Source organism: Micromonospora sp. CPCC 205739 (genome assembly GCF_036906795.1).
In the GTDB taxonomy this organism is placed as follows: Bacteria; Actinomycetota; Actinomycetes; order Mycobacteriales; family Micromonosporaceae; genus Micromonospora.
The window spans coordinates 25,702-47,374 of record NZ_JBAKHS010000013.1 but is presented as its reverse complement, the minus strand read 5'-3'; the positions used below and the strand labels follow the sequence as shown (position 1 = coordinate 47,374).

Below are 21,673 nucleotides of genomic sequence, written 5' to 3'. Positions count from 1 at the left end.
ATCGGCGGCTGTGACGGCGGACCCCGCACACAGCGCAAATCCAGACATTTACGTTAATGCGGGCTCACCACCACAATGCGGCTCGATCCGGCGGCCCCTCGACCCGATCATCGACGTCCCGGCGCGACGCCCCGCGTCACCACCGCCAGGCCGTGCCGCCCGGTCACCACCGCCACGTCCCCGTCGGTGTCGGTCCGCAGCACCCGGACACCGCCCCGGGCCAGCCGGGTCAGGATGGTGGGGCTGGGGTGCCCGTAGTCGTTGTCGACGCCGACCTCGACCACCGCGACGGCGGGCCGGACCGCGTCGAGGAACGCCGGATCCTGGTAGGCGCTGCCGTGATGTGCGACCTTGAGCACCTCGGCCCGCAGCGCGCCGGGCGGCACCCGGTCCAGCAGGGCGCGCTGCTCCTCGGTCTCGGCGTCCCCGGCGAGCAGGATGCGCACTCCGGCCACGGTGGCGCGCAGCACCAGGGAGTTGTTGTTCGGGTCGGACCGGGTGCCGTGCAGCGGGTACGGCGGTCCGAGCGCGACCAGCTCCAACCCGCCCTCCCGGTACGACCAGCCCGCCGGGGTTGCCCGGGGTACGACCGCGCCGGCCGCGGCGGCGGCGACCAGCTCCCACCCGGCCACCGGCTCGACGAGCCCCGGGGTACGCACCTCGACCACCCGCCGACCCCGGAAGACCCCGGCGACGCCGCCCACGTGGTCGGCGTGGAAGTGGCTCACCACCAGCACCGACACCTCCCGTACGCCGAGCCGGCGCAGGCAGCCGTCCACGGCCGACGGTTCCGGGCCGGCGTCGACCACCACGGCCCGCCCGGCCGCCACCGGCAGCACCAGGGCGTCACCCTGGCCCACCGCGCAACCGACGATCACCCAACCGGCCGGCGGCCACCCGCTGGCGAGAATGCGCACCGGCAGGGTGCCGAGGATCACCGCGACGGTGCCGACCGCCACCAGCCGGCGCACCACCGGCCGCCGGGTGGCGAGCAGCAGCGCCACGGTCAGGCCGGCCAGCAGCAGGGCACCCGGCAACCCACCGGGCCAGGGCACCGTGCCGGCGGGCAGCCGCGCGCCGACCCGGGCCACGGTCACCAGCCACCAGGCGGGCCAGCTCGCCAGCCAGGCGGCGAACTCCGCGCCGGCCGGCCAGACCGGGGAGACGGCGGCGGCCAGCACCCCTAGCACCGTGGCGGGTGCGATGGCGGGCACCGCCAGCAGGTTCGCCGGCACCGCGACCAAACTGACCGTGCCGGAGATGCCGGCCACCACCGGCCCGCAGGCGAGCTGCGCCGCCGCCGGGACGGCCAGCGCCTCGGCCAGCCCCGCCGGTACGCCCCGCCGCCGCAGCGCGTCCCGCCACCTCGGTGCCAGCAGCAGCAGCCCGCCGGTGGCCAGCACGGAGAGCGCGAAGCCGGCGTCCCCGGCCAGGTCCGGGTCGACCAGGACCAGGACGGCCACCGCCGCGCTCAGCGCGGGCAGCGCCGCCCGGGGCCGCCCGGCCGCCAGCGCGGCCAGCCCGATCGCCCCCATGGTCGCCGCCCGTACCACGCTCGGCGAGGGGCGGACCAGGATCACGAAGCCGACCAGGGCCAGCCCGCAGAGCACCGCCGCCGCGCCCGGACCGGCCCGCGCCCAGCGCACCAGGAGCAGCACCGCACCCACCACGATGGCGACGTTGGAGCCGGACACCGCGTTGAGATGGGTCATCCCGGTGGCCCGAAAGTCCTCCTCCACGGTGGCCGGCAGCCGACTCGTGTCCCCCACCACCAGCCCGGGGAGCAGGCCGCCCTGCTCGTCGGGGAGCGGGTCACAGGCCCGTTGCAGGCCGGCGCGGAGCGTCCCGGCGGCCCGCTGGAGCCACGGCGGTGGCCCGTGCGCCACCGGCGGGCCCGGCACGATCAGCACGGCGGCGGTCAGGTCTCCCCCGCGCGGTGCGGTCAGCCGCCCCTCGACGGTGAGCCGCTGCCCCGGCAGCCGCCCGCGCCAGGCCGGGTCGGTGGCCAGCACCAGTACCCGTACCGGGGCGCTGACCCGCCGCCCGTCGGAAGCGGCGAGGTGGGTCAGCTCGGCGGTCACCAGCAGGGTCGCCGGCCGGCCGGGAGCCCCACGGATCGGGCGGGGATCGTCGCGGAGCACCAGCTCGGCGGTGACCCGGACCCGATCGTCGACCAGCGCGCGCAGCGGGGCGGCGTCGCGGACGTGCAGGCGGGCGGCGGTGGCGCTGGCGCCACAGACCACCCCGATCAGCACCGCGACGGCGATCCAGCCGTACCGGCGGACGGGCTTGGCCGGACGACCGAGCACGCCGAGCAGATGGGCGGCGCCGAGGGCGGCGAGACCGGCGGCGGTGGCGGCGAGCAGCGCCGCCGAAGGCGCGGTGAGGTGCAGGCAGGCCAAGGCGGCCAGCCACGCCGCCACCGCCAGGCCGGCGAGCCGCAGGTCCGGCGGCTCGCCGGACGACTCCACCCCGAGGGACGAGCCACCGCCCCGATCCGGCCGACCACCCATCACACCGGACACCGACCCATCGCCACGGACCGGTCCAGCCGTAGCCACCTTGCCGTGCGCAGGTCCACGAACCTGCTTCGGCTCGCCTTCCGCCGCCGACCTCACACCGTCACCAGGTCCTTGAGCTGCTCGTAGCGGGCATCGCCGATGCCCTCGACCTGGCGGAGGTCCCCGACCGAGCGGAACCCGCCGTGCTGGTCGCGGTGGGTCAGGATCCGCTGGGCGAGCACCGGACCGACCCCGGGCAGCCCGTCGAGCTGCGCCAACGTCGCGGTGTTGAGGTTGACCAGGCCGCCCGGGACGGCCGGGCCACCGGCGGCCGGGGGCGCGGCGGCACCGGGCTGGCCGGGCGGCGCGGCGACCCCGACCAGGATCAGCTCCCCGTCGGCCACCTTGCGGGCCGGGTTGAGCAGGGCCACGTCCACGCCGGGGAGCGCACCGCCGGCCGCCTGCACCGCGTCGGCGACCCGCGCGCCGGCCGGCACCCGGACCAGACCGGGGCGGCGTACCTTGCCGGCGACCGCTACGACCAAGTCGCCGGAGCCGGTTGCCTCGGGTGCGGTGGACACCTCGGGCGCGGAGACCGACGCCACCGGGCGGACCGGTTCGGCCTGCGGCCGGGACCGCCAGGCCCAGAAGCCGGCCCCGAGCACCACGACCACCGCGACAGCGGCCAGCGCCCGCACTCCCCGGCGACCGGGATCGAAGGCGCCCGGACCGGGCAGCCGCGACGCCGGGGCGACGGTGGGAACGTCCTCGTCGGGTAGCGGCATCCCGTGGTCGGCCTCGTCGACGGCCGCCCAGGGAGTCGAAGTCGTCGGGGCGGAACGTCGCGGTCGGCCGGACGGAGACGGCGCGGCGAGGTCGGTGGACGGGCCGAGCGGGGATACGGAAGCCGAATCGGCGGCCGGAGACTGGGACGCCGGAGCCGGTTCGGCGGGTGGCAGGGCGGGCGGGAGGTGCGACGCCTCGCCCCCGGACGGCACCGCCCGGACCAGCCGGAACAGTCGCTGCCGCACCATCGTCTCCTCGTCGTGTGACACGCGGCGAGGCTAGGGAGGAAGGGACCCGCGCCACCGGCCGACGGTCACCACCTGTGGACGAGGCAAAGCCGTGTGGACAACGGCCTGATCATGCACCAAGGTGCTATGTGGAGCCCGCGGATCAGCAGGCCTCGGGTCAAGGCCCAGCACCGCCCGTCCCCCCGTGGATCGGCCAGCAACCGCGCGCCGATCCGAGCGACCGTCACCAGCCACCGGGTCTCTGGCTCAGAACCCGAGTCGATCTACGGTAGCCTCGCGGCATGGGTTCAACCTGGTCGATGGTCAAGCGGCTCGGCCTGTTGTGGATCGCTGCAGTGCTGCTCCTGGTGCTGTTTGCCCACGGACTACGTGCCGAGTACCTGCCGATCGAGGCACTCACCGCCGGCGTCTGGGCGGCGCTCCTCGGCACGGGCGCATTCCTGGCGAACCGGCTGGCGAGGCGGGGGCACGCCACAGGTGCGGTCGTGCTGCTCTGCGTCGCGGCCCTGGTTGCCAGCGACGTGGCGATCGTCGTCGACAGTGCGTTGATCTACGACGTGGCCGGATACTGGACGCTCAACGGTGGTGTCGGCCTGCCGTACTCATATGCGCCGCTGTGGTACCCGGCCTCACTGCTGCCGTCGTCGGTGGACATCTTCGGCGTCGATCAAACGACTATCACCGCGGGCGATGTCGAGTGGCAGACGGAGCACATCGCTCCTGTGGCCGGGGTGCTGACCATCGCGTCAGCCGTCTTCATCGCTCCCGTGGTGCGGGCGCTGTTCGGAAGCCGGCAGGCCAGCCCGGAACTCCGGCCGGGACCGGCCAATCCGTAACTCTGTCGACGGTCGCCGAAGGCACGGTGTGTTATGCGGGGAGGCGGATCTCCGCGTCGCCGCCCGCGTGAAACTGCCCGCCCCGACCGGATGAGACCCGGCTCGGTGGTCAGCCGGGATTCGGGTAGCGCAAAGCCCCGGCACCCATCAGGGGTGGCCGGGGCTCGCCGTCCGCATCCGAGTCAGCCCACAGGGCCGATCGACTTCGCCAGGTTCACGAAGCTCTGCCAGGATGCCGGCCCGAAGCTCAGCGTGCCGCCGTCGCGGTCCTTCGTGTCCCGCACGAGGACGACGCCCGGGAGATTGTCGGCGACCTCGACGCACGAGCCGCCGTTGTTGCCGCTCTTGGTGCTCTTGCGCCACTGCGCGCCGGTCATGTCCATGATGCTGCCGCCTTCTTGATGAGGTCGAGGGACTGGGCCCGAGGTAGAGCCTCACCCACAATGCGCGCCCACCGTCCTCCATCTCGTGCCGAAGGATCGCGGTGACCGCGTGGAGGAGGCGCTGGAGGAATGGCGCTTCCCCCGGGACCAGGACGAGATGGTGGGCGGAGCTGGATGCGCCGTCCCCCTGGACGCCACCCCGATCCGGGCGCGGATCGCGCTGGAGTTGAACGGGACGTGGGTCCGCCGGGCCGCCGTGGTGTCCGCGCTGGGGTACCGGCGGACGCGCCTGGTGTCCGCCGTGTCCGGACAGGACACGTAGGAGTCGGCGGCCTGGACATGTCCAAGGGAGTCCCGGACAACTTGTCCGGGGCTTCCTGTTGATGTGGTTGGTGAAGTTGTCCACGAACGGCGGGTTGTCCATCACACCTTGTCCGGCACCCGGTGTCCGGACGCCTGGACACGGACATGAAACATGCCGCAGGGAGCGAGGAACTCGATGACGGGGATCGGGTCGAGATGAAGACCCGATCCCCGCTGAGCTACCTACGGCCCCTCAGGGGCCGCCTACGCAGCACCACCCCGAGAGCGCCGATCGCGGCCAGCGCGATCCCGCCGATCGTGGTGATCGCCACCGTGGCCACGTTGTCCATCTCGTTGCCGCTCTTGAGCACGATGCAGAGCAGCGCGCCGATGGACATCCCCGTGACCAGCAGCAACCCCACGATCAGGGCCGTATCGGGGCTCACAGCACCCCGGGACTGTTCAGGCCGATGGTCAGTCGTTACGGTTGACACCTGGTTTCGTTCTCCTCATGTGATGGTCCTTGCCTCGGACATTGGTGGACGTGACCTTCACGGCGGCCCCGGGGGATGCGACCCCCCGGGTGCCCGCCTTGACCTCGGTCAAGAGGTCGCCGGTCTTGCTTGAAGCACTGTAGTGGCCGATGCGGACACTGCCGCGCAGCCCCGCTGACGTAGGCAGACCGCACGCTCCCCCCACTCGCCATGCCCCAACGGTCCAGACCGCGTCGGGGTTACCTATGCGGCGGTCGGCCCGCGCACTCCGCCGGTAGACGGGGTGCCGCGGGGGCAAGTTCTACGGAATCACATCGACCCGACAGCGCCGTGACCACCCGGTGTGTGGCCATTTTGCGGTCTAAGCCCTCGTGAGCTGGCGTTTGTGCACGTCCAGAGTGTGTAGTGAGGGTTCTCCGCCCCAGCTTTGAAGCACCTCTGTGACAGCCGGCACAGCAGGTCAACGCCCTTTGGGGTCGCTTATCCACATCGCCGTCTACAGAGGCACTTCAACTTGTGGATAATTTTCTTCAGAAAGGTGCGGGAGTCCTCGGTCATCTCGTCGGGCCGGTGCGCTCCGGGAGCTACGGAGGCTCCTTGTCGATCAGCTTCTTGTTGATGCCGCGCCCGTCGCCGACCGCAGCGCCAACGGGTTGAGGTTGCCGGCCGACATGCCGTACGCGTTCTGCAACCCCCCTGCGCCACGACCGCGACCGCCCGCCTCGCCCGGCCGGCAAGAGTCGGTCGACTTAAGCGTGCACAAGCCGGCTGCCGCCGGTGGAGAGCGCCTGGCACCCATAACAGAAACGAGGTACCGAAGTAGCACCACGGGCCCGACTCTCTCCGCGAGAGGGTCGGGCCCCTTGCTGTATCCGGCTCAGGCTGGCCGGTGAGCGCGGCTCGGCCGAGCGGCGGCTGAGATGGCTCTCCTATTTTTGGAACATGACGGAAGCGATATCCGCCATAACCCCTAGCGCCCAATCAAGCTGACGACAGTTGTCCCGATCCCGGCACTCAAGGCATCCCCCAGCTCGCCATGGCTGGTCAAGTGCCCGACTCCAGTGAGCGTCGATGATCCTCATCATCGCGAACAGCTCATCTGCGGAAGTGATGTCGCCGTCATCCATCGGCACGCCGGGCACCCTCCGTCACATAACGATGAAGGCCCGCCCTGGGGGCAGAGTCCATGCGTCGTGCTCCCCAGAGCGGGATGGTCCGGATACCTCGGATTGCTGAAGCCCAGGAGCATCCGGCCACTGTCTCACTGTATTCACTGTCTCACTGTAGTCAAGTTCTCACGGTGCTCACTCTGCCGGGTTGTCCGCTTGTCCTGGTCATCTTCGAGCTGGAAAAATGATCTCCGCTGAAGTCCAGGAGAGCCGATCATGCCAACCAGACCACCGCACTATCGGCGGGTCGCCGATGACCTCGAGGCCAAGATTCGTTCTGGCGAGTACGGGCCTGGGCAACAACTACCGTCGGTTTCCGAGATCGGCGAGATCTACAACGTCGCCCGGTCAACCGCGTACCGGGCCGTCAAAGAACTGCACGAGCGGAACCTGATCTACGGGCAGCAGGGTCAGGGCGTCTTCGTCGCCGAATCCGACTAGGTCGGACCTACGTCCACAAAGGCCAGCTGCCACAGGGTCAGCGGGCCTCCGGGTCCAGACCCAGCACCGCCCGTCCCCCGTCGACCGGCAGGGTCACCCCGTTCACGAACGTCGCCGAGAGCAGGTACGCCACGGCATCCGCCACCTCGTCCACGCGACCGGTCCGGCCGACCGGGTGCAGCCGGGCCAGCTCCGCCTCGATCCACTCCGCCTCGGCGGGCTCCCGTTCGGCCAGGAACGTGGCGTGCCGCTCGGTGTGGATGGAGCCGAGCGCGACGGCGTTGGTGCGTACTCCCCGGGGTCCGTACTCCACGGCCAGCGCCCGGGTCAGCCCCTCGACGGCCGCCTTGGCGGTGGCGTAGGGCAGGCAGCCCGGCACCGGCCGGCTGGCCTGGTGGGACGAGACGTTGACGATCGCGCCTCCGGTGCCGGCGGCGAGGAACCGACGCACCGCGGTCGCCGCGCCGACCAGGGCCGGGCGCACGTTGAGCCCGATGAGGTCCCACACCTGGCCGGGCGGGGTGGAGTGCACCGAGGCGTCCCGGAACATCGCCGCGTTGTTGACCCAGCCGGCCAGCGGCGCGGCCCGCTCGGCCAGGTCGGCGGCGTGCTCCGCGATCTGCTCGTCGGCCGCGTCGCCGGCCACCGGTACCAGCCGGTCGGCGGCGGGGTGCGCCGGCAGCCAGGTCAGCGCGTCCGGGTCCCGCTCGACGACGACCACCGTGCCGCCGGAGTCGAGCAGTCGCTCCGTCACCGCGCGGCCGACGCCCCGGCCACCGCCGGTCACCACGTACGACATGCCTTCCCCCGTCCACACACCCGAGATCAGGGGCGGCGGTGCACGACCACGCTGGCCAGGCCCGGCCCGGCGTGGGCGGCGACCACCGCGCCGGCTTCGGAGACGTACGTGTCGTGCAGCCGGTCGCCGAGCCGCTCGGTGAGCGCCGCCAAGAGCTGTTCGGCCCGCTGCGGCGCGGCGAGGTGGTGCACGCCGAGGTCCACGTCGGCGTCGCCGGCCGCCTCGACGGCCAGGTCGATCAGGCGGGCGACGCCCCGGCTGGCGGTGCGCACCTTGTCCCGGACGACGATCGCCCCGTCCGGCATGTGCATGATCGGCTTCACCGACAGCGCGGTGCCGAGCAGGGCCTCGGCCGCGTTGATCCGGCCGCCCCGGCGGAGGAACTCCAGCGTGTCGACGTAGAAGTAGATGGTGGTCCGGTCGACGGCGTCCAGCGCGGCCTGCCGTACCCGGGAAAGGTCGGCGCCGGCCGCGGCGGCCGTGGCGGCGGCGAGCGCCGGGAAGCCCAGGCCCATGCCGGTGGAGCGGCTGTCGACCACCTCGACCCGGTCGCCCAGCTCGGCGGCGGCCAGCCGGGCGGCCTCGACGGTGCCGGAGAGTTCCGCCGACAGGTGCACCGACACCACGCCGTCCGCCCCGGCGTCCAGCAGTTCCCGGTACGTGCGCGCGAACTGCTCCGGGGCGGGGCGGGAGGTGCTGACCGTGACCCGCCGGCCGCCGAGCACCCGGGTGGCGTCGGCGGGGAGGGTCTCGACCCCCTCCAACCCCTCCGCCCCGTTGAGCACGACGGTCAGCGGCACCACGGTCAGCCGGTGCGCATGCACCAGCTCGGGCGGGAGGTAGGCGGTGGAGTCGGTGACGACCGCGACGGGCATGCCCGGCACGCTAGCCGATGTCGCGGCCGAGTGCCCGGGCCGGATGACTCAGACCGGCTCGCCGGGTGCCGGCCGGGTGATCAGCCCGACATTGTGGGCGCGCAGGTGCCAGCCCCGGACGTCGTCGTGGCGCAGTTCGGTCCAGTGGCAGTTGGCCAGCGAGCCGATGGTGCGCAGCACGGAGTGGTCCCAGCCGAGCAGCTGACCGACGCCCTGGCGTGCCGCGCCGCCGTGGGTGGCCACCACGACGGTGCCCCCGGCGACGAGGTCGGCCGCGTCCTGCAGCGCCGCGCCGACCCGCTTGCCGAGGTCGTCGAGGGTCTCGATCTCCGCGCCCGGGTCGGGGTCACCGGCCCGCCAGCGCGCGTACTCCTCGGGGAAGCGGGCGGCGGCCTCGGTGAGGGCCAGCCCCTGCCAGCGGCCGAAGTGACGCTCGCGCAGCCGGGCGTCGGTGCGTACCGGCAGGCCGGTGAGCGCGGCGAGGGCGGCGGCGGTGGTGGCGGCCCGGCTGAGGTCGGAGGCGACGATGGCGTCCGGACGCAGGGCCGCGAGCAGCGGCGCGGCGGTGCGCGCCTGCTCGTGGCCCAGGTCGTTGAGCGCCACGTCGGTCTGCCCCTGGACGCGGCTGGTGGCGTTCCAGTCGGTGTTGCCGTGCCGCCAGACGATCAGGCGGGTCATTCCGGGCTGGAGGTGCCGGCGGAGGCGTCCGCCTCGACCAGGTCCCGATCCACGAACGGGATCTGGGGACAGTCCTTCCAGAGCCGGTCGAGGGCGTAGAACTCGCGCTCCTCGGTGTGCTGCACGTGTACCACGATGTCGACGTAGTCGAGCAGCACCCAGCGACCGCCCCGCTCGCCCTCGCGGCGCACCGGCTTGGCCTTCTCCGGCAGCTCGAGCAGCCGTTCCTCGATGGCGTCGACGATGGCCAGCACCTGACGCTCGTTGGGGGCCGCGGCGAGGACGAACGCGTCGGTGATCGCGAGCTGGTCGCCCACGTCGATGATGACGATGTCCTGCGCCTTCTTGTCGGCCGCAGCCTGGGCGGCGGCCATCGCCAGCTCGTGAGCGCGTTCGGAAACTGTCACCGTTCTCCTTCGATCAACCGTACGACCCTCCAAGGGTCTCATACCCGGGGGCGCGACGACTTGTCAGTTCTGGTCGATTACCCGGACACACGCCGACATAGCCGACGAATCACCGTTGGTAGAGCCGCCGCTTGGCGATGTACTGCACCACACCGTCCGGCAGCAGGTACCAGACCGGCTCCCCCCGGGCCACCCGCTCCCGGCAGTCGGTGGAGGAGATCGCCATCGCCGGGACCTGCACCAGGCTCACCGTGTCGGCGGGCAGGTGCTTGTCGGTGAGCTCGAACCCGGGGCGGGTCACCCCGATGAAGTGGGCCAGCTCGAAGATCTCGTCCAGATCCTTCCAGGAGAGGATCTTCTCCAGCGCGTCCGCGCCGGTGATGAAGTAGAGCTGCACCTTCGGGCCGTACTCGGCGTGCAGGTCACGCAGGGTGTCGACGGTGTAGGTGGGGCCGCTGCGGTCGATGTCCACCCGGCTCACCTGGAACCGCGGGTTGGACGCGGTGGCGATCACCGTCATCAGGTAGCGGTCCTCGGCCGGGCTGACCGGCTCGTCCGCCTTCTGCCACGGCTGACCGGTCGGGACGAAGACCACCTCGTCCAGGCCGAACCGGTCCGCCACCTCGCTCGCCGCCACCAGGTGCCCGTGGTGGATGGGGTCGAAGGTGCCGCCCATGATGCCGATCCGCCGGATGTCTTCCTCCACCCGACGATCGTAGGCCGGGGACGGCCGGCGACCCGTCGGGGTCGCCGGGCCGTCCCATCCACCGGCGCGGGCTCAGGCCGACGCGGCGGCCACCGCCGTCCGGGCGACCAGCGCGCGACGCAGGTCGTCGTCCAGGTCGGTGACCCAGCGGCGCAGCCCCGGCGTGAGGTCGTCGCGGGCCAGCAGCGCCGCGGCCAGCTCCCGGGTGGGCTGCGCCACGGCGTAGCGGGGGAACGCCAGGGTGGTCACCCGGTCGGCCACCCAGGCGGTACGCAGCCGCGCCGCGGCCGGCATGTCGGCGAAGTACCGCTCGACGTACGGCGCGGTCAGCTCGGCCTGCTCGGGCTGCCAGAACCCCTCGGCGGTCGCCTCGACCAGGCGGTTGGACAGCTCGGTGCTGCGGGTCACGATCTCCCAGGCGGCCCGCTTGGCGGCGGCGTCCGGCAGCGCGGCTCGGCAGCTCGCGGCCCGTTCCGCCCCGGTGGCGCTGCGGTCGGCGGCCGCCTCGGCCGCGATCTCCGGCTCGCCGGCCGCGCCCAGCACCACCAGCCGCAGCAGCAGCGCCCAGCGCAGGTCGGTGTCGACCGCCAGCCCCGCCGGCACCCCGTCCCCGGCCAGCCACCCGCCGAGCAGGCCGGTGTCGGTGGTGGCGGCGAGCAGGCCCCGCGCGGCGGCGAGCTGCAACGAACCACCGGCGGGCGCCCCGGCGAGCAGCGCAGCGCAGGCCCCGGCGACCCGCAGCAGGGCGGCCTCGCGGGCCAGCGGGTCGAGGTAGCGGTCGATCAGGCCGCGGCTCAGCGTGAGCACGTCCTCGGCGATGATCACCTCGGTCTCGGCGGGCAGCGCCGCCGCGATCAGCGAGACCACGGCGGCGACCGGGCGCTCCCCGTCCCGGGCGGCGTCCAGCGCCTCGCCCCAGAGCAGCGCCCGAGCCAGCGGGTCGTCCAGCGCCGGCAGCAGCATCGGCACCGCGTCGGCGGAGGCGGGATCGAGGCGGATCTTGGCGAAGGTCAGGTCGCCGTCGTTGGGCAGCAGCAGGCCGGTGGCCGGCTCACCGATCAGCGCGGTCAGCGCGGTACGGCCCTTGTCGGTGTCCGGGTCGAGATCCACCTCGAACCGGCTCGCCGTGCCGTCGGGGGCGTACCGGCCCACGCCGACCCGGTGCGGCCGGAGCACGGGGTGGGCGTCCGGGGCGGTCTGCACCAGGGCGGCGTCGACCCAGCGGCCGTCGGCGTCCACCGCGGTCTCCATCCGCAGCGTGTTGACCTGCGGCCGGCGCAGCCAGCGCTCCGCCCATTCGGTGAGGTCCCGGCCGCTGGCCGCGCTGAGGCTGGCCAGCAGGTCGGCCAGCGTGGCGTTGCCGAACCGGTGCGCGGCGAAGTGGGCGTTGAGGCCGGCCAGGAAGGCCTCGTCGCCCAGCCAGGCGACCAGCTGCCGCAGCACGCTGGCGCCCTTGGCGTACGAGATGCCGTCGAAGTTGAGCAGGCCCTGGGCGGCGTCGGTGACCTCCTCCGGGGCCACCGGGTGGGTGGAGGGCCGCTGGTCGGCGGTGTAGCCCCAGGCCTTGCGGCGCATCGCGAAGGTCGTCCAGGCCTGGCCGAAGCGGGTCGCCTCGGCGGTCACCCGGGTGCCGAGGTACTCGGCGAACGACTCGTTCAGCCAGAGGTCGTCCCACCAGCTCATGGTGACCAGGTCACCAAACCACATGTGGGCCATCTCGTGGGCGATGGTGGTGGCCCGCAGCTCGCGCTGGGTGTCGGTGACCGCCGACCGGAAGACGTAGTCGTCGCGCAGGGTCACCAGGCCCGGGTTCTCCATCGCGCCGGCGTTGAACTCCGGCACGAACGCCTGGTCGTACTTGGCGAACGGGTAGCGCTCGGCGAAGAGCTGGTGGAAGCGGTCGAGGCACTGCCGGGTGACGGTGAAGATCTCGTCGATGTCGGCGTCGAGGTGCTCGGCGAGGGAGCGCCGGCAGTAGACCCCGAGCGGGATGCCGTCGTGCTCGGCGCGACGCACGTGCCAGGGGCCGGCGATCAGCGAGACGAAGTACGTGGCCAGCGGCGCGGTCGGGGCGAACTCCCAGCGCCCGGGCGACGGGTTGGCGGCGAGCTGCCCGTTGGCGGCGACCGTCCACTCCGGTGGCGCGCTGACCGACAAGCTCACCGGCGCCTTCAGGTCGGGCTGGTCGAAGGCGGCGAAGAGGCGCTGCGCGTCGTCCAGGAAGGACATCGCGTACAGGTAGGTCTCGCCGTCGGCCGGGTCGACGAAGCGGTGCATCCCCTCGCCGGTGTTCGAGTACGCCATCTCGGCGGCGACGGTCAGCATGTTCTCCCCGGCCAGCCCGGTCAGCGGCAGCCGGTTGTCGTCCAGCGAGTCCGGGTCGAGGTCCCGGTCGTTGAGGCGTACCCCGAGCAGTTGGGCGGGTTTGACCTCGACGAAGGTGTCGGCGCCGGGGGTGGCCCGGAAGCGGATGGTGGCGGTGGAGCGGAACCGCTCGCCGCCGCCGGTCAGGTCGAGGTCCACCAGATAGGACTCGACGGTGATCAGCGCGCGACGCGCGGTCGCCTCTACACGGGTCAGGCTCGGCATCCGCTTATCCTGCCCGACGGGGAACCGGACGGGCTCCCCATGACGCGTGGTGATGGAGGACGAACAATGGGTCAGCACCCCAAGGGCGATTTCGACCTGTCCCGGGCGGTCTGGCAGCGAGCCGACGGCGACACCTCCGACAGCGCGGTCGAGGTCGCCTTCGTCGACGACCTGATCGGCATGCGCAACTCTGCGGAGCCGGACGGGCCGGTGCTGGTCTTCACCCAGGCCGAGTGGGACGCCTTCGTCGCGGGCGCGCAGGACGGCGAGTTCGACCTGGACTGACGCCGGGCGCGCCACCGGGCCGGGCCGCGCCCCATCGACCCCCGGAGGCGGTGTCGCCGCCACCGGGACACCGTCGGGGCGCCGGCCCGACGCGGTGTCACCCGTCGCCCTCACCCCAGCCGAGACCCCCCGGGCCCGGAGCGTGGTGGAAGCCGGGATGACCGGCCACGTCGGCGCAGCGCTCGCCGTCCGGGCCGGGCACGCCGCAGAAGAGCCGCTCGGCCCGGTGCCAGGCGTCGGCCGGCGAAAGGGCCGCCGCGCCGAGCACCACCTCCGGGCGGAGCAGGCTCAACGCCTCGGCGTACGCGACGGCGAGGTCGCGGGCCTGCTCCGGCCCGTCGGCCTCGAAGCCGAGGTGGGCGGTGAAGCGCCGGGGCGGCCGGGCGGCCGGCCGGGCGGGAGTGATCAACGGCGGGCCGTCCGCCCCGCCGGACCGACCGCTCCCGATCGCCTCGACCACCTGCCGCTGCCGCCAGTACGGCGGCCTGTTGTCCCGCATCGGCCCTCCCCGTCGTCACGCCGGCCGCACATCCGTGGCCGACCCGCAGACGAGCCAACCAGGTTTCCGGCGTCCTGGGAGGGGCCAGCGGACGGCTCGTCAACTGGCCCACACCCCCGGGTCCGCCCGCGCCCCGCCCGGACGGCCGACCGGCGGGATTCAGCGGCCCCGGCCTGGGTAGACGCCAGTCGGCCGACCGGTTCGGCCGGCCGCCGTCACCCGTGTCAGGAGAGCCCGATGGCCACCATGCCCGTCGACCGCAGCCCGGACGCCTCGCTGGCGTTCCTGCGTGAGGGGTACCGGTTCATCGGTTCCCGCTGCGACCGCTACGGCAGCGACATCTTCCGGACCCGGCTGCTGCTGGAACCGACGATCTGCCTGCGCGGCCGGCCGGCGGCGGTGCTCTTCTACGACCCGGAGCGGTTCCAGCGCAAGGGCGCGATGCCCAGACGCGGCCGGCTGACGCTGACCGGCCGGGGCGGCGTACAGGGGTTGGACGGGCCAGCGCACACCGACCGCAAGGCCATGCTCGTGTCGATCATGACACCCGACGCGGTCCGGCAGCTCGGGCAGCTCTTCGCCGACGAGTGGACCGCCCGCATCCCGGTCTGGGAGCAGTCCGGCCCGGTGGTCCTCTACGACGAGGTCGCCCGGATGCTGACCCGGGCGGTCTGCGCCTGGGCGGGCATCCCGCTGGCCTCGAGCCAGGTCGCCCGCCGCACCGACGAGCTGCACGCCATGATCGACGCTCCGGCGGCGCTCGGACCGCGGCACTGGCGCGGGCTGCTCGGCCGCCGCCGCGGCGAACGCTGGGCCGCCGACGTGGTGGAGCGGGCCCGGGTCGGCACGCTGCCCGCCCCGGAGGGCAGCGCGTTGCGGGCGATCGCGGAGCACCGCGACGCCGAGGACCGGCTGCTGCCCCGCCGGGTCGCCGCGGTGGAGCTGCTCAACGTGCTGCGCCCCACCGTCGCCATCGACCGGTACGTGGCCTTCGCCGCCCTGGCCCTGCACGACCATCCGGCCTGGCGGGAGCGGGTCCGGGCCGGCGACGAGAGCACCGAGTGCTTCGTCCAGGAGGTCCGCCGCTACTACCCGTTCTTCCCGGTGACCGCCGCCCGGGTCCGGCAGTCCTTCGAGTGGCAGGGCCACCACTTCCCGCGCGGCTGGCGGGTGCTGCTCGACCTGTACGGCACCAACCACCACCCCGAGCTCTGGCCCGAGCCGGAACGCTTCCGGCCGGAGCGCTTCGTCGGCTGGCGCGACGACCCGTACGGCTTCGTGCCGCAGGGCGGGGGTGAGCACCTGGGCGGACACCGGTGCGCCGGCGAGTGGATCACCATCGAGCTGATGAAGCGCGCGGTCACCCTGCTCACCACCGCGATGCGGTACGAGGTGCCGCCGCAGAACCTGGCGCTGAACCTGGGCCGGATGCCCGCGCTGCCGCCCAGCGGCTTCGTCATCGACGAGGTGCGCCGCACCGACTGAGCCACCGAGGCCGGCTGGCGAGGACGGCGACGATCCGCGGCACGGAGAGCGCCCTCCTGGAGCGCCGACGGGTTGCGGGGCAACCCGGTCAGCCCCAGGAGGGCGGGACGCCGGTCAGGCCGCCGCCGGGTGCAGCACGCTGCGCAGGCAGGCGTCCTGCTTCTTCTCGAAGATCTCGTAGCCGCGCACGCCCTCCTCCAGCGACATCGGGTGGGTGGCCAGGTAGCCGGGGTCGATCTCGCCGGTGGCGAGGCGGTCCAGCAGCATGGGGATGTAGCGCTGGGCGTGCATCTGCCCCATCCGCAGCACCAGGGCCTTGTTCATCGCCGCGCCGAGGGGGAACTTGTCGACCAGCCCGCCGTAGACGCCGACGATGCTCACCGTGCCGCCCTTGCGACACGCCATGATCGCCTGGCGGACCGAGGTGGGCCGGTCGGTGCTCAGCCGGGCGGTCTGCTTCGCCTTGTCGTACGCGTACGCCGGGCCGACGTCGTGCGCCTCCATGCCGACCGCCTCGATGCAGGCGTCCGGGCCCCGGCCGGCGGTCATCTCCCGCAGCGCCTCCAGCACGTCGGTCTCCGCGTAGTTGATCGTCTCCACTCCGAGCCGGTCGGCGGCCGTGGCGAGCCGCTCCGGCAGCCGGTCGATGACGATGACCCGCTCGGCGCCGAGGAGCTGGGCGGCACGGGCGGCCATCTGGCCGACCCCGCCGGCGCCCCAGACCGCCACCACCTCGCCGCCGGAGAGGCCGCAGAAGTCGGCGGCCATCCAGCCGGTGGGCATGGCGTCGGAGGCGAAGACGACGGCGTCGTCGGGCACCCCGTCGGGGACCTTGAACGCGCCGATGTCACCGAACGGCACCCGGATGTACTCGGCGTGGCTGCCGGAGTAGCCGCCGGCGGCGTGCGAGTAGCCGAGGATGCCGGCCGGCGAATGGCCCCACAGCTTCTCCGGGATGACCGGCTGCGGGTTGGAGTTGTCGCAGAGCGAGAACTGCTCGGTGCGGCAGTACCAGCAGCCGCCGCAGGCCACCACCGAGCCGACCACCACCCGGTCGCCGACGCGCAGCCGCCGTACGCCCGGCCCGATCTCCACCACCTCGCCCATGAACTCGTGGCCGAGGATGTCACCCTCCCGCATGGCGGGCAGGAACCCGTTGATCAGGTGCAGGTCGGAACCGCAGACGCTGCTGGCCCGGACCTTGACGATGATGTCGCCCTCGGCCCGCACGCGCGGCTCGGGCACGTCCCGGACCGCCAGCTTGCCCACCCCTTCCCAGCACAGCGCCCTCACGGCCGCCCTCCCGTCGAGAGCCGCTCGCGGACCTTGTCGGTCGCCGCCTCCTGCGCCGGGGTGCGCCCGGAGGGGTCGCGCCGGGTGTCGATCATCTGGCCGCTCTCGATCAACGACTTGATCCGCCGCAGCGCGTCCCGCAGCGCCAGGTCGGGCTCGTCGCCCCGGGCCAGGCCCAGCATCCGGCCCAGCGGGCCGCCCGCGCGGTAGCGCAGCTCGGCCCGGATCTCGGTCCCCCGGTCCTGCGGCGCGGGGGTCAGGTCCACGTGCCCCTCCTGCGGGACCGGGCCGTCGGTGACCCGCCAGCTGAGCCGGCCCGGCCCGTCGACGGTGATCTCGGCCCGCCACTCGGTGCCGCCGCCCTCGGGGTCGGCGGCGACGCAGCGCCACCGGTTCTCGTCGAGCTGTTCGAGGGTGGCCCACTCGCCCAGGGCCCGGTCCAGCCGTTCGCGGTCGGTCCAGAAGCCGATGACGGCGTCCATCGGGCGGTCCACGGTGATCCCGCGGCGCACCACGTACCAGCCGCCCTGCCGCTCCGGCTGGTGACGGCGCCGCCGCCGGGCCACCAGCCGGCCGACCCCGACCGCGGTCACCGTGGTGACCCCGAGCAGGGCCCACCTCGTTCCGTTGCTGGTCATCACGTCTCCTCCGCTCGGACGCCCGGGGATGGTCGTCCGCATCCCGGTGCGCTACCCGGCGTGAACCCGTCGAAACGCCCCGTTTGACCGGTCGGTTTCCGGGCATGCGGTGACGAACACCTTTCCCGGGAGGCAGCGTTGCCCTTCGACGCGAGCGAGTACGGCCGGCACATTCCCGCGGACGTCTACGACCTGGCGTTCGCCCACCTCACCCCCGACGCGGCCGTGGACTGCCTGGCGGCGCTCGCCGACGGTGGCCCGGTCTGCGAGTTCGGCATCGGCACCGGCCGGCTGGCCCTGCCGCTGCGCGAACGGGGGCTCACGGTCGCCGGGATCGAAGGGTCGACGGAGATGGCGGCCCGGTTGCGGGCCAAGCCGGGCGGCGAGCGGATCGAGGTGGCCATCGGCGACTTCACCCAGACCCGCGTTCCCGGCCAGTTCGCCCTGGTGCTGCTCGCGTTCAACACGATCTTCGCGCTGCCCGACCAGGACGCCCAGGTCGCCTGCTTCCGCAACGCCGCGGCGCACCTGCGGCCCGGGGGCCGGTTCGTGGTGGAGGCGTGGGTGCCGGACCCCGGCGCGTTCCGCGGCGGCACTGCGCTGCGCCCGGTGCACGTCGCCCAGGACGCGGTGCTGCTGGAGGCGGCCCGGTTGTACCCGGCGGAGCAGCGGATGACCACCACCAAGATCCGACTCGGCAACGACGGGGTGCGGCTGCTGCCCGCCAACCACCGCTACGCCTGGCCGGCCGAGCTGGACCTGATGGCCCGGCTGGCCGGGATGAACAGGGAACACCGGTGGGTCGACTGGTCCGGCGCCCCCTTCACCGACGACAGCCGGGACCACGTGTCCGTCTACCGGCGCCCGGAGTCGGCGTGAGCGCCCCGGCCCGGCGCCGGCCGGTCCCGCCCGCGTCGCCGGCCGCCACCGCCGGGCCGGTGCCACCGACCCCGGCCGACCCGCCACCGGTCCGCGCGCCGGAGCGCGGCGTCCGCCCCGATCGCCTCCCCGTCGAGTACGTCCTGCCGCTGCGCTGGTCCGACGACGCCGGCCTGGCCGAGCTGACCGGGTACCTGCGCGCGATCGCCGCGCTCGTCGACGTGACCGTGGTGGACGGCTCCCCGCCGGAGGTCTTCGCCCAGCACGCCGCCGCGTGGCGCGGCGTCGTCCGGCACGTCGCGCCCGACCCGGCGGTGCAGGGCGTCAACGGCAAGGTCCGCGGCGTGCTCACCGGCGTCGCGATGGCCCGGCACGAACACGTGGTGATCGCCGACGACGACGTCCGGTACGACGAGCCCGCCCTGCGCACCGCGCACCGGCTGCTGGACGTCACCGACCTGGTCCGGCCGCAGAACTACTTCGACCCGCTGCCCTGGCACGCCTGGTGGGACACCGGCCGGACGCTGCTCAACCGGGCGCTCGGCGCCGACTACCCGGGCACCCTGGCGGTGCGCCGGAGCACCTTCCGGGCGATGGGCGGCTACGACCCCGACGTGCTCTTCGAGAACCTGGAGCTGATCCGCACGGTGCGGGCGTACGGCGGGACCGAGGCGGCACCGGCCGGGCTCTACGTACGCCGGCTGCCGCCGACCGCGGCGCACTTCCGGGGCCAGCGGGTCCGCCAGGCGTACGACGACCTGGCCCAGCCGGTGCGGCTGCTGACCTCGCTGGCGGTGCTGCCCGGCGTGCTGGCCGCGCTGGCCGCCCGACGGCCCGGCGCGCTGCTCGCGGCCGCCGCCGCCACGGTCGCCCTGGCCGAGCGGGGGCGCCGATGGGCCGGCGGCACCGCGGTCTTCCCACCGACCACCGCCCTGGCCGCCCCGCTGTGGCTGCTGGAACGCGGCGGCTGCGCCTGGCTCGCCCTGGCCCGGCGGGTCCTGCGCGGCGGCGTGCGCTACGGCGACGGCCGGGTGCGCCGCGCCGCCCACTTCGAGCACACCCTCCGCCGCCGCCTCACCAGGCGCTGATCCCGCCGCCGCCGAGCGCCGGGCGCTGATCCCCTGCCGGGCGCGGGCGTGCGCTGATCCCCTGCCGTCGGGCGCGGCGCTGATCCCCCGCCGTCGGGCGCGGGCGGGCGCGGTCCGCGAGCCGTCAGCCGTCAGTGCGGGCGGTCCGCGCGACGCCGGCCGTCACGGCCGGGGGCCGGTACGTGCGACAGCTCGCGGCCACGTCCCGGCGGAAGCCGGGAGTGGCCGCGAGCTGCGGTGTGCGACGTGGGTGGCCGGATCAGTTCCGGACCTGGTCGCGGGACTGCTGCGCCTGGTCCTTGACGTCCTGGGCGGCCGACTTGGTGTCGTCCTTGACCGCGTGGACGGCGTCCTGGGCGGTGGCCTTCACCGACTCGGTGGCGCGCTGCGCGGGCTCGCGCAGCTCCTCCTTGAGCTCGCTGGCGACCTCGCCCAGCTTCTCCTTCACCGCCCCGCTGTGCTCGGTGGCCTTCTCCTTGACCTGGGTGGCCAGCTCCTGCTCGCGGCGGGTGGCCGGGATCAGCGAGGACACCAGCATGCCGACGCCGAAGGCGATCAGGCCGGCGGCCAGCGGGTTGCCCTCGGACTTCTGCCGGATCACGTGCGGCGCCCGCTGCGCGGCGTCACCGACCGTCGAGGCGGCCGAGTGGGCCTTGTCGCTGACCGTGGAGGCCGCCGAGTGGGCCTTGTCGCTGACGGTGGAGGCCGCCGAGGAGGCGCGGTCGCCGACCGAGTGGGCGGCGTAGCCGGTGCTGTGGCCGAGGTCGGAAGCGCTACCCATAACCTTTTCCCTCACATTCTGCAGCGCGCTGCGCACCCGCTGCTTACGGTCGTCGACGATGCGGCCGGGGCTGACCTTGTACGCCAGGGCGTCCACGTCCGAGCTCAGGCTGTTGCGGGTGGCCTCGATCTCCCGGCGGATCTGGTCGGGATCGGTGCTCATCGGGTGACTCCCTCCGGGTGGGGCTTGAGCGCGTCGGGGATGCGCTGCACGCTGTCGTTGGTCTGCTTGAGGCCGCGAATCCGCTCGGCGTTCTTCTTGGCCATGGAGTAGAGGACGGCGGCGATGACCGCCCAGATGACGGCGACGATCAGCGCGGCCAGGCCCGAATCCATCACGTTGTCCAGGGCCTGCCACAGCGCGATGGACAGGAACAGCGCCACCATGTAGCCGCCGAAGCCGGCGCCACCGAAGAGACCGGCGGCCTTGCCCGCCTTCTTCCCCTCCTGGCGGATCTCGGCCTTGGCCAGCTCCACCTCCTGCCGCATCAGGGTGGACAGGTCGGTGGTGACACTGCGCATCAGCTCACCGAGGGAGCTGCCCCTGACCTCGTCCGCGGTGTGCGGCGCACCCGCGGGGTGGTACCCGGGGTCCACTGGAGACCCCTGCGTCGGCATGCTCATGCCGCCGCCTCCCTTCGGATGACTCGTTCGCTCACGGACGGGGGTTGCCGGTGCCGCTGGACGGCACGCCCGGCAGCGGGTCGGTCTGGGTCACCGGGGGCAGCGGCTGACCGGTGCCGCCCGCCGGGTCGGCGTAGCTGGTGGTGCCGCCGTTGTCCGGGTACGCCGTGCCGGCGTAGCCCGGGGTCGGGTCGAGGTAGCTGTCCGGGACCGCGCGCGGCGCGGGCGGCGTCGGGATGACCGCGGTACGGTCCGGGTCGTAGCCGCCGGTCGAGCCGTACAGGCCGTGGGCGCCGGTCGAGTCGTCGGCGGAGGTGAGGCCCTTGGTCAGCCGGCCCGCGAGCACGCCCAGCAGGGCCGCCCCGACCAGGAAGGTGCCCGGGTTGCGGCGGGCGTAGGTCTTGACCTCGTTGAGCAGGTCGCCCGGCTCGCGCTCCTCCAGCCAGCCGGCCACACCGTGCACCCGGTCGGCCGCCTGGTGGGCCAGCTCGGTCACCGGGCCGCCCGCGCCACCGCTCTGCGCCATTGAGCGCATCTCGTCGGCCAGCGAGCGGAGCCCGCCGGCGGCCCGGCGCTGCTGCTGGCTGGTCTGGCCGGCGAGCTGGTTGCGGGCCTCGCCGTACAGGTTGCGGGCCTGCCGCTTGGTCTCACCGACCACCTCGCGACCCTGCTCCTTGGCGGTCTGCGCGACCGCGCCACCCGCGTTGGCGGCCTCGGCGCCGACCTGGCGGGCCTGGTCCTTGACGCCGCCGCCGTTACCGTTGCCCTGATCGCGCCCGTAGGTGGAAGACGTGGGTGAGAGATCGTAAGTCATGGTTTCCCTTCCGCTCGGACTCGTGCGGTTCTGTGCTGGGGGGTTTCCGCCGACGGTCACGCCGGCGTCACCC

At 73.6% G+C, this 21,673-nt stretch carries 23 protein-coding genes and 1 pseudogene; 7 read left to right on the top strand and 17 right to left on the bottom strand.

The annotated features are described in order from the left end of the window. Nucleotides 1-107 precede the first annotated feature (107 nt). Together V6U88_RS19910 and V6U88_RS19905 are read right to left on the bottom strand one after the other, a co-directional pair. Entirely contained in the window at nucleotides 108-2,513 is a 2,406-nt protein-coding gene (locus V6U88_RS19910; protein WP_334455210.1) for a ComEC/Rec2 family competence protein, read from the bottom strand. Nucleotides 2,514-2,614: 101 nt separating this feature from the next. Continuing rightward, complete coding sequence (locus V6U88_RS19905; protein WP_334455079.1) at nucleotides 2,615-3,556, bottom strand: helix-hairpin-helix domain-containing protein; 942 nt, start codon at nucleotides 3,554-3,556, stop codon at nucleotides 2,615-2,617. Between the two features lie 260 nt (nucleotides 3,557-3,816). Between V6U88_RS19905 and V6U88_RS19900 the strand changes: the two genes are divergently transcribed. Continuing rightward, nucleotides 3,817-4,371, top strand: coding sequence for a hypothetical protein (locus V6U88_RS19900; RefSeq protein ID WP_334455078.1), 555 nt, complete (start codon nucleotides 3,817-3,819; stop codon nucleotides 4,369-4,371). A 182-nt stretch (nucleotides 4,372-4,553) separates the two neighbouring features. Here V6U88_RS19900 and V6U88_RS19895 read toward each other — a convergent pair whose 3' ends face one another. Both V6U88_RS19895 and V6U88_RS19890 read right to left on the bottom strand, forming a co-directional pair. After that, the gene (locus V6U88_RS19895; protein ID WP_334455076.1) at nucleotides 4,554-4,748 is read right to left on the bottom strand and encodes a DUF397 domain-containing protein; all 195 of its coding nucleotides are present in this window, start codon (nucleotides 4,746-4,748) and stop codon (nucleotides 4,554-4,556) included. Continuing rightward, nucleotides 4,745-4,828 (bottom strand): annotated as a pseudogene (locus tag V6U88_RS19890) (XRE family transcriptional regulator); the annotation flags it as partial. The pseudogene V6U88_RS19890 and the gene V6U88_RS19895, both read right to left, overlap by 4 nt. A gap of 35 nt (nucleotides 4,829-4,863) precedes the next feature. Here V6U88_RS19890 and V6U88_RS19885 point away from each other — a divergent pair. Next, nucleotides 4,864-5,076, top strand: coding sequence for a hypothetical protein (locus V6U88_RS19885; protein WP_334455223.1), 213 nt, complete (start codon nucleotides 4,864-4,866; stop codon nucleotides 5,074-5,076). A 220-nt stretch (nucleotides 5,077-5,296) separates the two neighbouring features. Here the strand turns inward: V6U88_RS19885 and V6U88_RS19880 are convergent, their stop codons facing one another. Further along, the gene (locus tag V6U88_RS19880) at nucleotides 5,297-5,503 is read right to left on the bottom strand and encodes a hypothetical protein (protein ID WP_334455074.1); all 207 of its coding nucleotides are present in this window, start codon (nucleotides 5,501-5,503) and stop codon (nucleotides 5,297-5,299) included. A gap of 1,433 nt (nucleotides 5,504-6,936) precedes the next feature. Here V6U88_RS19880 and V6U88_RS19875 point away from each other — a divergent pair. Further along, the gene (locus tag V6U88_RS19875) at nucleotides 6,937-7,161 is read left to right on the top strand and encodes a GntR family transcriptional regulator (protein WP_334455073.1); all 225 of its coding nucleotides are present in this window, start codon (nucleotides 6,937-6,939) and stop codon (nucleotides 7,159-7,161) included. Nucleotides 7,162-7,198: 37 nt separating this feature from the next. Here V6U88_RS19875 and V6U88_RS19870 read toward each other — a convergent pair whose 3' ends face one another. The 6 genes from V6U88_RS19870 to pepN form a co-directional block, all read right to left on the bottom strand. Next, nucleotides 7,199-7,960 (bottom strand): SDR family NAD(P)-dependent oxidoreductase, encoded by a 762-nt coding sequence (locus V6U88_RS19870; protein WP_334455071.1) that lies wholly within the window; start codon nucleotides 7,958-7,960, stop codon nucleotides 7,199-7,201. 26 nt (nucleotides 7,961-7,986) lie between these two features. After that, nucleotides 7,987-8,835, bottom strand: a complete 849-nt coding sequence (locus V6U88_RS19865; RefSeq protein ID WP_334455069.1) for a DegV family protein — start codon at nucleotides 8,833-8,835, stop codon at nucleotides 7,987-7,989. 48 nt (nucleotides 8,836-8,883) lie between these two features. Next, nucleotides 8,884-9,513 carry a histidine phosphatase family protein gene (locus V6U88_RS19860; protein WP_334455068.1) on the bottom strand — a complete coding sequence of 210 codons (630 nt, stop codon included), beginning with the start codon at nucleotides 9,511-9,513 and terminating at the stop codon, nucleotides 8,884-8,886. Next, nucleotides 9,510-9,920 carry a ribosome silencing factor gene (gene rsfS / locus V6U88_RS19855; RefSeq protein ID WP_334455066.1) on the bottom strand — a complete coding sequence of 137 codons (411 nt, stop codon included), beginning with the start codon at nucleotides 9,918-9,920 and terminating at the stop codon, nucleotides 9,510-9,512. Before rsfS ends, V6U88_RS19860 begins: the two co-directional genes overlap by 4 nt. A gap of 109 nt (nucleotides 9,921-10,029) precedes the next feature. Continuing rightward, complete coding sequence (gene nadD, locus V6U88_RS19850; RefSeq protein WP_238450563.1) at nucleotides 10,030-10,626, bottom strand: nicotinate-nucleotide adenylyltransferase; 597 nt, start codon at nucleotides 10,624-10,626, stop codon at nucleotides 10,030-10,032. Nucleotides 10,627-10,698: 72 nt separating this feature from the next. Then, nucleotides 10,699-13,215, bottom strand: a complete 2,517-nt coding sequence (gene pepN / locus V6U88_RS19845) for an aminopeptidase N (protein ID WP_334455061.1) — start codon at nucleotides 13,213-13,215, stop codon at nucleotides 10,699-10,701. Between the two features lie 66 nt (nucleotides 13,216-13,281). Here pepN and V6U88_RS19840 point away from each other — a divergent pair, with 66 nt between their 5' ends. Beyond that, a complete protein-coding gene (locus tag V6U88_RS19840) occupies nucleotides 13,282-13,500 on the top strand; it encodes a DUF397 domain-containing protein (protein ID WP_334455059.1) in 219 nt (72 codons plus the stop codon). Nucleotides 13,501-13,597: 97 nt separating this feature from the next. On the opposite strand, the gene V6U88_RS19835 is transcribed toward V6U88_RS19840, so the two are convergent. Further along, nucleotides 13,598-13,999, bottom strand: coding sequence for a hypothetical protein (locus V6U88_RS19835; protein ID WP_334455057.1), 402 nt, complete (start codon nucleotides 13,997-13,999; stop codon nucleotides 13,598-13,600). A gap of 237 nt (nucleotides 14,000-14,236) precedes the next feature. On the opposite strand from V6U88_RS19835, the gene V6U88_RS19830 reads away from it, so the two are divergent. Continuing rightward, a complete protein-coding gene (locus V6U88_RS19830; protein WP_334455055.1) occupies nucleotides 14,237-15,484 on the top strand; it encodes a cytochrome P450 in 1,248 nt (415 codons plus the stop codon). A 114-nt stretch (nucleotides 15,485-15,598) separates the two neighbouring features. Here V6U88_RS19830 and V6U88_RS19825 read toward each other — a convergent pair whose 3' ends face one another. Continuing rightward, nucleotides 15,599-16,777, bottom strand: a complete 1,179-nt coding sequence (locus V6U88_RS19825) for a zinc-dependent alcohol dehydrogenase (RefSeq protein WP_334455052.1) — start codon at nucleotides 16,775-16,777, stop codon at nucleotides 15,599-15,601. After that, nucleotides 16,774-17,415: an SRPBCC family protein gene (locus tag V6U88_RS19820; protein WP_334455051.1), complete on the bottom strand. Its 642-nt coding sequence runs from the start codon at nucleotides 17,413-17,415 to the stop codon at nucleotides 16,774-16,776. Before V6U88_RS19820 ends, V6U88_RS19825 begins: the two co-directional genes overlap by 4 nt. Before the next feature lie 138 nt (nucleotides 17,416-17,553). Between V6U88_RS19820 and V6U88_RS19815 the strand changes: the two genes are divergently transcribed. Both V6U88_RS19815 and V6U88_RS19810 read left to right on the top strand, forming a co-directional pair. Beyond that, on the top strand, nucleotides 17,554-18,294 hold the full coding sequence (locus V6U88_RS19815; RefSeq protein WP_334455049.1) for a class I SAM-dependent DNA methyltransferase: 741 nt from the start codon (nucleotides 17,554-17,556) through the stop codon (nucleotides 18,292-18,294). Next, complete coding sequence (locus V6U88_RS19810) at nucleotides 18,291-19,382, top strand: glycosyltransferase (protein WP_334455047.1); 1,092 nt, start codon at nucleotides 18,291-18,293, stop codon at nucleotides 19,380-19,382. Before V6U88_RS19815 ends, V6U88_RS19810 begins: the two co-directional genes overlap by 4 nt. A 259-nt stretch (nucleotides 19,383-19,641) precedes the next feature. On the opposite strand, the gene V6U88_RS19805 is transcribed toward V6U88_RS19810, so the two are convergent. From V6U88_RS19805 to V6U88_RS19795, 3 genes are read right to left on the bottom strand one after another with little or no spacing between them, the layout of a single operon-like run. After that, nucleotides 19,642-20,325, bottom strand: coding sequence for a DUF3618 domain-containing protein (locus V6U88_RS19805; protein WP_334455045.1), 684 nt, complete (start codon nucleotides 20,323-20,325; stop codon nucleotides 19,642-19,644). Beyond that, entirely contained in the window at nucleotides 20,322-20,786 is a 465-nt protein-coding gene (locus V6U88_RS19800) for a phage holin family protein (RefSeq protein ID WP_334455043.1), read from the bottom strand. The genes V6U88_RS19805 and V6U88_RS19800 overlap by 4 nt, the downstream gene beginning before the upstream one ends. A gap of 31 nt (nucleotides 20,787-20,817) precedes the next feature. Continuing rightward, nucleotides 20,818-21,600, bottom strand: a complete 783-nt coding sequence (locus tag V6U88_RS19795) for a hypothetical protein (RefSeq protein ID WP_334455042.1) — start codon at nucleotides 21,598-21,600, stop codon at nucleotides 20,818-20,820. Nucleotides 21,601-21,673 lie beyond the last annotated feature (73 nt).

Bases quoted from the DNA above. Each gene is read 5' to 3' on its own strand.
- V6U88_RS19910 (WP_334455210.1), bottom strand. From the start codon at position 2,513: ATGGGTGGTCGGCCGGATCGGGGCGGTGGCTCGTCCCTCGGGGTGGAG.
- V6U88_RS19900 (WP_334455078.1), top strand. From the start codon at position 3,817: ATGGGTTCAACCTGGTCGATGGTCAAGCGGCTCGGCCTGTTGTGGATC.
- V6U88_RS19895 (WP_334455076.1), bottom strand. From the start codon at position 4,748: ATGACCGGCGCGCAGTGGCGCAAGAGCACCAAGAGCGGCAACAACGGC.
- V6U88_RS19875 (WP_334455073.1), top strand. From the start codon at position 6,937: ATGCCAACCAGACCACCGCACTATCGGCGGGTCGCCGATGACCTCGAG.
- V6U88_RS19870 (WP_334455071.1), bottom strand. From the start codon at position 7,960: ATGTCGTACGTGGTGACCGGCGGTGGCCGGGGCGTCGGCCGCGCGGTG.
- V6U88_RS19865 (WP_334455069.1), bottom strand. From the start codon at position 8,835: ATGCCCGTCGCGGTCGTCACCGACTCCACCGCCTACCTCCCGCCCGAG.
- V6U88_RS19860 (WP_334455068.1), bottom strand. From the start codon at position 9,513: ATGACCCGCCTGATCGTCTGGCGGCACGGCAACACCGACTGGAACGCC.
- pepN (WP_334455061.1), bottom strand. From the start codon at position 13,215: ATGCCGAGCCTGACCCGTGTAGAGGCGACCGCGCGTCGCGCGCTGATC.
- V6U88_RS19840 (WP_334455059.1), top strand. From the start codon at position 13,282: ATGGGTCAGCACCCCAAGGGCGATTTCGACCTGTCCCGGGCGGTCTGG.
- V6U88_RS19835 (WP_334455057.1), bottom strand. From the start codon at position 13,999: ATGCGGGACAACAGGCCGCCGTACTGGCGGCAGCGGCAGGTGGTCGAG.
- V6U88_RS19830 (WP_334455055.1), top strand. From the start codon at position 14,237: ATGGCCACCATGCCCGTCGACCGCAGCCCGGACGCCTCGCTGGCGTTC.
- V6U88_RS19820 (WP_334455051.1), bottom strand. From the start codon at position 17,415: ATGACCAGCAACGGAACGAGGTGGGCCCTGCTCGGGGTCACCACGGTG.
- V6U88_RS19805 (WP_334455045.1), bottom strand. From the start codon at position 20,325: ATGAGCACCGATCCCGACCAGATCCGCCGGGAGATCGAGGCCACCCGC.
- V6U88_RS19800 (WP_334455043.1), bottom strand. From the start codon at position 20,786: ATGAGCATGCCGACGCAGGGGTCTCCAGTGGACCCCGGGTACCACCCC.
- V6U88_RS19795 (WP_334455042.1), bottom strand. From the start codon at position 21,600: ATGACTTACGATCTCTCACCCACGTCTTCCACCTACGGGCGCGATCAG.